Raw genomic sequence first — 7239 nt, forward strand, 5'->3', positions numbered from 1 at the left:
ACACATGAACCTGACCACAGAAATCGAACTGCCGCTTCTACTCCCAGGCGTCGCTCGCGACGACAGCTGCGTGCAGAGGCTGGTCGATGGCCTTGAGGAAATGAACGGAGTATCGCGCGTGCACGCGTGCGAGGGTGGCGAGGGAGCTCTCGGAATGCTCTGCATTCATTACAACCCCGAGATCGTCTCGCTTCAGCGAGTGCGAGAGGTGGCGGCATCCATGGGCGTTGAGTTGGGTGATCGGTATGGCCACCTTTTCTTGGAGCTTGGTTCGGCCGTTCACGCACGAAAGGCAAGGACAATTGCGGCGCAAGTGCAGGCCGTACCAGGCGTCATTGAAGCCACCACCAGCCCAGCTGGCGGCATAAGTATCGAGTACGAGAGAGCCAAGACAGGCGAGGCGGAGCTGAGAGCGAAGCTTGACGCGCTGGGTGTAGCGCAAGAGCCACCGAGTCCGAGGGGAGATTTGAAGGATCAGCGCGAAGGACACGATCACAAGGACGGACAGGACCCCGGTCATTCCCACGGGGGCCTCCTGGGTGGCAATAGTGAGCTGATCTTCTCACTTGCTTGCGGCCTGCTCCTGATCGTGGGATTTGCGATTGAAAAGCTTGGGTTGACCCAAACGCCCTGGATTCCCACAGCGTTTTACGTAGCAGCCTACGTCTTTGGCGGCTGGTTCACGCTTGGCGAGGCGATCGGGAATATCAAGCTAAAGCGCTTTGAGATCGATACGCTGATGCTGGTTGCAGCGGCAGGCGCAGCCGCGCTCGGCGCATGGGCCGAAGGCGCTTTGCTTCTGTTCCTCTTCAGTCTCGGTCACGCCCTTGAACATTACGCGATGGGCCGGGCGAAGCGTGCGATCGAAGCTCTCGCCAAGCTTGCCCCCGAGACCGCCAAGGTACTGAGGGATGGACGGGTGGTTGAAGTCCGGGTTGAAGCCTTGATACCTGGAGACGTCGTGGTCGTACGTCCCAATGACCGGATGCCGGCGGACGGATTCGTTATCAAAGGGGCTAGCAGCGTTGACCAAGCCCCTGTCACCGGGGAAAGCATCCCGGTCGATAAGCTGGCAGTCAGTGACCCTGCCCTGGCACGGGTTCGGTCTGATTCGGTGGCAATGGAGTCACGTGTTTTCGCCGGCACTATCAATGGCTCTGGCGCCTTGGAGGTTGAAGTCACGCGTAGATCAGGGGAATCCGCCCTCGCTCGCGTCGTCAAGATGGTAAGTGAGGCTGAGACGAGGAAGTCGCCCACGCAGCGCTTTACGGACAAGTTCGAGAGAGTGTTCGTTCCTGCGGTATTGATTCTGGCTGCACTCCTTCTCTTCTCCTGGGTTGTGGTTGATGAGCCATTCCGTGACAGCTTCTATCGTGCTATGGCAGTTTTGGTAGCAGCGAGCCCCTGCGCACTGGCCATAGCCACGCCAAGTGCTGTTCTGGCGGGGATCGCAAGAGCCGCACGTGGTGGTGTACTCATCAAAGGTGGAGCGCCGCTCGAAGAGTTAGGAATGATCCGCGCCATCGCGTTTGACAAGACCGGAACGCTCACCCAAGGCAAGCCGCGCATCACCGATATCAAGGTCATGCAGGGGGCAACGGAGAAAGAGTTGCTCCAAATTGCGGTGGCCGTAGAGGCCCTCAGTGACCACCCGTTAGCTGCAGCCATCGTTCGCGACGGGAGCGCTCGACTGGGCGACATCCAGGTGACGGGCGCGACGGATCTTACGAACTTTGCGGGGAGCGGCGTTCAGGCAAAAGTGAACGGCATCAGCGCCTGGATCGGAAAAGCAGAGATGTTCGGTAACGGTAGCATTGGAGCTCTCACCACTGACGCGCAGTCTGCTATCGATGTACTGCGCGAAGCTGGGAGAACGACCATGGCGGTTCGCCTGGGCGACCGGGACCTGGGCATCATCGGGCTGATGGACACGCCGCGCCCAGAGGCACGTGAGGCATTGGAAAAGTTACGGAGCTTGGGCATCCAGCGGATGATCATGATCTCCGGTGACCATCAGACTGTTGCCCAAGCTGTAGCAAGGGACGTCGGTTTGGACGAGGCATGGGGCAATCTCATGCCCGACGATAAGGTAAAGGCGATCCGTCAATTAAAAGAGACGGAGCGGGTGGCGATGGTGGGCGACGGCGTAAATGACGCACCTGCAATGGCCAGTGCAAGTGTGGGTATTGCGATGGGAGCGGCCTCTTCCGATGTCGCGCTGGAGACTGCTGATGTTGCCCTCATGTCCGAGGACCTGAAACAGGTTGCCTTCGCTGTGGAGCTCAGTCGTCGCACCCGAGGGGTGATCCGTCAGAACGTCTATGTCAGCCTTGGCGTTGTCGCACTGCTCGTTCCAGCCACAATCATGGGTCTTGGCATTGGTCCCGCCGTAGCCGTGCACGAGGGCTCGACGTTGCTGGTGGTGTTCAATGCCCTTCGGCTTCTCGGCTACCGTCAGTCCTGACATGCGCCTTCTTGTCATTGACCGTGATCTCCGGGTTGCCAAGGCGATTTTCGAGTATTTCGAGTGCAGGGGGCATCAGCTCGATGCTGCGGGAGACGGCGTCACAGGGCTGCACCTTGCAGTGTCTAATACCTATGACGCAGTCGTCTTGGATTGGACGTTGCCGCGTATCGAAGGCCCTGATCTGATCAGCAAGCTGCGGTCTGAGCATGGTGTATCGGTACCAGTTCTGATGCTTACTGAGAGGCGGGAGCTGTCCGATAAAATTCGTGCCTTCCGTTCTGGGGCGGATGACTATGTAACCAAGCCATTTGACATCCCGGAATTGGAAGTCCGGCTTCAGGCGATAGTAAACCGCGCCCAAGGGCGTCCGGCCACCAGACGGCTGACAGTCGGTGGCCTTACTCTCGATCTGGCAACGTTGATAGCGACCAGGGAAGGAAGGCAGCTGCGGCTCTACCCTGGATCCCGAAAGTTGCTACAAGTTCTGATGCGGGCGAGCCCTTCGGCTGTGAGTCGCCAAGAGCTGGAGCACGCTTTATGGGGGGACGATCCGCCAGATCGGGACCTGCTCCGATCTCATATGTACGCCCTCAGACGAAGCGTTGATGGGGGGTTCGACGAGAGGTTGATACATACGCTGCCACGCTTTGGCTATCGATTGGGGGCCGAGATGATCGTTTCGGGCTCGCCAAGAAGAGCCTGCACGTCGGATGTAGCAGCTCTATGCGAAAAGTAAGCCAAGCTGTATGGCCTATCGTGTCGTTCCTTGCGATGGCCACCTGGGGCGTGGTGGCTATGGAGCCTTTCGCGCCGGGACCGGAGGAGAGGATGCTCTGGATCCCAGCCTGTATCACGCTATCCAGCATGGCCGCAATGACGGTGGCTAGCCTTATTCAGGACATGTTTGCATTAGCCCGAAGAAGTTGGGGGCAGTTCCTGAGGAGATATCCCAGCGTGTGCCTTGAGGCACTGGTCTTGTTGGCGGCTCCATTCCTTCTTTACACGCAGCAGTCTGGTTGCCAGCTTCTGTGCCCCGCATTAACGGCAAGCCTTTTACTGATTCTTCTGTCGGCTGTAGAAACGCTTTCCACCTCGGTTGTCTTCAGGGTTCGCACTTCGCCGACGTCGTTGATAATGCTGGCGCATTCCGGTGCAGGCATGTTTGCGACGTATATGTTTACCAAGGGGCTGAAGGTTACCTCGCCCATTAGTCATTTCTGGTTCTTTGGCTCCGTCCTTATGAGTGGCGTGCTGTCTTTTCTCATTGCTCGGTTCTGGACCAACCTGCTCAGAGGTGCGACGGTGGGGTATTCAACTGTAGTTGAAAGGATCATTAGGACCTTCAGCGCGGAACCGTCTGCTGCCCAGTGGATTACAAGGCATGTGGTGAAAGGGGGTAGGAAGCAGAAGGCAGCGAAAGGCCGATGCAGAACCATAAAACGCAAAAAGTAGCCAGACGTACGTCTCATCTGACGGCGTAACGGATGGCTCTCGTGAGGGCCGTTTAGCCGCCTGAGCCTTTTTTCTGCTTTCATCAACTGCGAACAATTATCATGGGCACAAAGGTTCTCATTGGACCGGCCAAGATTTCGTAGACATCTCAGAGCCATAAGCAATGGAAGCCAGAGAGGTGTCTATGGCGAGCAAGCAGTACACGGATGAGTTCAATGCCGAAGCGGTCAAGCAGGTTACCCAAAGGGGCTTTGCTGTAGCCTAGGTTGCGAAGCGGCTGGGGGTCTCATCCCACAGCCTTTACCAATGGCTCCGCAAGGCCAAGAGCGAGGCCTTGGCGGGCACACCAGAGGGGTCGATGTTGCCCACGCCCAAGGACTTAGCCGAGGTGCGTCGGTTGAAGGCCGAGGTGAAACGTCTGACTGAGGAGCGCGATCACTCCAATTAGAGAAGACATATGAAAATGCTGTCCCTTACACTTGGCACGCTTTCGGCGCTAGGCCTCCAGAGCAACGCAGATGCTGCAGGCGTCTCGGGCGCGACGACGTCGTTCCAGCAGATACGCAATGCCACGGCTAAGATTACGTATGGCGAAACCGTATTGCTGGTGGACCCTATGCTGGCCTCTAAAGGCGCCTATCCAGGCTTCCCGGAAACGTATCGCAATGAATTGCGCAACCCGACCGTCGAACTTCCCTTCGACACCGGTCAGGTGCTCAAGGGAGTGGATGCGGTGCTTGTGACACATACCGAGGGTTGGCAGGGAATCGTTACGAACACGGCCAGATCTTCGCTAACCGATTGATGGATCGGTGAATTCTACCCTCGGCGCACTTCCAGGCTCGGCCCTCCCCGGGAAGCTGTGGCACCATTCAATCATGGCCACCACGTACTACTTCTTGGACACCGAGTGGGCCGATATAACGGGCAGCGAGCTCGTGAGTCTGGCGCTGGTGAACGAAGGTGGAGACCGCCTTTTCTACGCCGAGCGAGCCGATCTGCCCGAAAGCCCTACCGATTTCGTTCGTCAAAGCGTCTACCCGCTGCTAGACCGCGGCGACGCAGCCCTGCCGGATGCCGCCCTGACTACCGAGCTGCGCGCCTTCCTCAGCGAGGCCGACGCGCCGGCGGTAATGGCAGATTTCCCGAACGATCTTCAGTTGCTGCGGTATGCCCTGGATGGGTTTGAGCTTCCCGATGATCAGGTTGCTGCATGCGGACCCCGGCCGGCCCCGGTCATGACATGCATGTCGAAGGAAGGCCTTCCTGGGTTGCTGGTCGAGGACTGGTTCGCAGCCCATCCGGAACATAGGGCCAGGCGCCACCATGCGTTGGTGGACGCGCAGGCCTTGCGGATGGCCTGGCTGGTGGCGACCGGCCGGATCTCTGCTCCGGCGTGGGCCCACTCCTACCGCCGCGCCCGGGGATAGCGGCATAGCGTCCATCCCCGGTATGCTTGCCCCATGAACCGCCTGAGCCAGCTCGACCCTCGAATACCGGCGTGATCGCATCGATCGATCACGCCCCTGTTGCTCATGATGGTCAGAGCGCCGGCCTTATACCCCGGTGAGAGCACGCGCCAGATAAGCGCGTACACGTCGGTTCGATTCCGACCAGGGGCACCACCGTCAACGACGGAAAAATGCTTCTACTTGAGGGTCGGCAGGGATTCGTGAGAAAAACAGCCGAATCGGCTCTATCGCCATGATTCAACGAGGAAACACCCCTCGACGTCAACAGTTCGTGGATTACAGAGCTAGGCTTGATCGAACCAGAAGTCGCGTGACAGAGGCATTGCGGAAGTACTGCTCAGGCACGCGTGCCCTTCTTGAATATTGGATTCAAGAGTTTCCACGCTCCTGACCCAACGGAAACCCTCAACAAGAAGGCTCCGACAGTCGCCTGACCCATTGCAGTAGTTCCTAGTGCGGGATCGTCCGTCCAGCGTCGACGTCGGCCAAACCCTCGCGGGTCTGCCGATCCTTCTCCTCCTCGGTCAATTCCGGTATGTGATCGCCGCCGTGCTCCCTTCTGAGGCCGACACGCCAGCCGCCCCGGCCGCATCCCCCTGCTGCGGCGGATGCCACCGCTGAGTCCGCGCGATGGCTTGATCGTGATCAATGCCAGTCGGCCCCAAGAGGGCTAGACTGGCAATTATGAGAGCTCGCACGTCCCCTGCCCTGATCTGCCCAGCGTCCGCAGGCGCTGCTTCGGGCGTGCGGGAGCTGTCATGGTGAAGCTGCTGAGGCGATGGCGGCGACCCCGTCCTCGTGCCCGACTGGCATGGCTGGGACTGTGGGCGCTGCTGCTGCAACAACTGGCGCTGGTGGCCTACGCCTGTCCGCTGGAATCGGTGGATGCTGGACAAGCGACCCTGATGGTCGGTTGCGAAGAGATGTCCGCGCCGGATCCCGATGCTCCGGCGTTGTGCGACCAGCATTGCCAGCGCGATCACATCGCCACGGCCGATGCGAAGGCCCCTCAAGTGCCTTACCAGCCCGCGCTGGCCGCCTCCGCGCTCGTGCAGGCTCTGTTGCCACCGGTACACGCACGTTCTATCGGGATGTTCCGGTGTGCGTGTCCGATCCGCCCCCCCTGCAGCGCTTCTGTAGCCTGCTGATTTAAGCCCCTCCTGGATTGACCCGTGCTCGTGCTGCTTGTGTTGCAGCACGCTCGTTGTCGTTTGTCCGGAGGTCTTATGGAGATGTCCTTCTTTCTGCGTGCAAGACGCAGGATGGCGTGCGGGGTGTTGTTTGCCCTGGCGCTCAGTGGTCCTGTGGTGGCGGCACCGCCCGCTATCCCGATCAGCTATCCCGAAGCACTACAACAAGCGCTTGCTAACGCCCCTACCCTGCAGGTGCGCCGATCCCAGATCGATGCAAGTACCGAAGAAGCCGCGCGTGCCGGCGCGTTGCCCGATCCACGTCTGATCGTGGGGCTGGCGAACTGGCCCGTCAGCGGACCCGATGCCTTCAGTCTGCGGGCAGACGAGATGACCACCCAGCAAGTCGGGCTGATGCAGGAGTTTCCTGCCCGTGCGAAACGACGTGCCGAGCAAGCGCTGGCTCAAGCGACGCTGGCACAAGCGCGCTCACTGTCGATGGTCGAACAGCAGATGGTGGTCCAAGCGGCCGCGCAGGCCTGGATCGAGCTGTGGAGTACGCAGCAAGCCGTAGATGCGTTGGAAGGTTTGCGCGAGCCGGCGCGCATAGCCGAGCGTGCGGCGCGTGCTCGCTTGGCAGGTGGCACGGCCGGGGCCAGTGACGTGCTTGCCGCCCAGGCCGTCCTACTGCAGTTGGACAATCGCCTGGAGCAGGTAC

Annotated in this window: 7 protein-coding genes, 1 tRNA gene and 1 pseudogene; all 9 read left to right on the forward strand. The window is 59.7% G+C overall.

All coding sequences use genetic code 11. The features are described 5' to 3' along the window. The first annotated feature begins 4 nt into the window (after positions 1–4). A complete protein-coding gene (locus ACGFZ3_RS05615) occupies positions 5–2464 on the forward strand; it encodes a heavy metal translocating P-type ATPase (RefSeq protein ID WP_102789636.1) in 2460 nt (819 codons plus the stop codon). A 1-nt stretch (position 2465) separates the two neighbouring features. Beyond that, entirely contained in the window at positions 2466–3203 is a 738-nt protein-coding gene (locus ACGFZ3_RS05620; protein WP_392917493.1) for a response regulator transcription factor, read from the forward strand. A 20-nt stretch (positions 3204–3223) separates the two neighbouring features. Then, complete coding sequence (locus ACGFZ3_RS05625; protein ID WP_392917496.1) at positions 3224–3919, forward strand: hypothetical protein; 696 nt, start codon at positions 3224–3226, stop codon at positions 3917–3919. Positions 3920–4103: 184 nt separating this feature from the next. Further along, a pseudogene (locus ACGFZ3_RS05630) lies at positions 4104–4355 on the forward strand (transposase); the annotation flags it as partial. A gap of 21 nt (positions 4356–4376) precedes the next feature. Next, entirely contained in the window at positions 4377–4724 is a 348-nt protein-coding gene (locus tag ACGFZ3_RS05635; RefSeq protein ID WP_315387659.1) for a hypothetical protein, read from the forward strand. A 73-nt stretch (positions 4725–4797) separates the two neighbouring features. Next, positions 4798–5349: a 3'-5' exoribonuclease gene (locus tag ACGFZ3_RS05640; RefSeq protein WP_315387657.1), complete on the forward strand. Its 552-nt coding sequence runs from the start codon at positions 4798–4800 to the stop codon at positions 5347–5349. A gap of 92 nt (positions 5350–5441) precedes the next feature. Further along, positions 5442–5544 (forward strand) — tRNA-Ile (locus tag ACGFZ3_RS05645). A gap of 605 nt (positions 5545–6149) precedes the next feature. After that, complete coding sequence (locus tag ACGFZ3_RS05650) at positions 6150–6539, forward strand: hypothetical protein (RefSeq protein ID WP_224096875.1); 390 nt, start codon at positions 6150–6152, stop codon at positions 6537–6539. A gap of 24 nt (positions 6540–6563) precedes the next feature. After that, the coding region (locus ACGFZ3_RS05655) for a TolC family protein (RefSeq protein WP_392917501.1) at positions 6564–7239 on the forward strand (676 nt) is incomplete at its 3' end.

The organism is Stenotrophomonas sp. NPDC047960, assembly GCF_043204395.1.
GTDB lineage: Bacteria > Pseudomonadota > Gammaproteobacteria > Xanthomonadales > Xanthomonadaceae > Stenotrophomonas.

Bases quoted from the DNA above. Each gene is read 5' to 3' on its own strand.
- ACGFZ3_RS05615 (WP_102789636.1), top strand. From the start codon at position 5: ATGAACCTGACCACAGAAATCGAACTGCCGCTTCTACTCCCAGGCGTC.
- ACGFZ3_RS05620 (WP_392917493.1), top strand. From the start codon at position 2,466: ATGCGCCTTCTTGTCATTGACCGTGATCTCCGGGTTGCCAAGGCGATT.
- ACGFZ3_RS05635 (WP_315387659.1), top strand. From the start codon at position 4,377: ATGAAAATGCTGTCCCTTACACTTGGCACGCTTTCGGCGCTAGGCCTC.
- ACGFZ3_RS05640 (WP_315387657.1), top strand. From the start codon at position 4,798: ATGGCCACCACGTACTACTTCTTGGACACCGAGTGGGCCGATATAACG.
- ACGFZ3_RS05650 (WP_224096875.1), top strand. From the start codon at position 6,150: ATGGTGAAGCTGCTGAGGCGATGGCGGCGACCCCGTCCTCGTGCCCGA.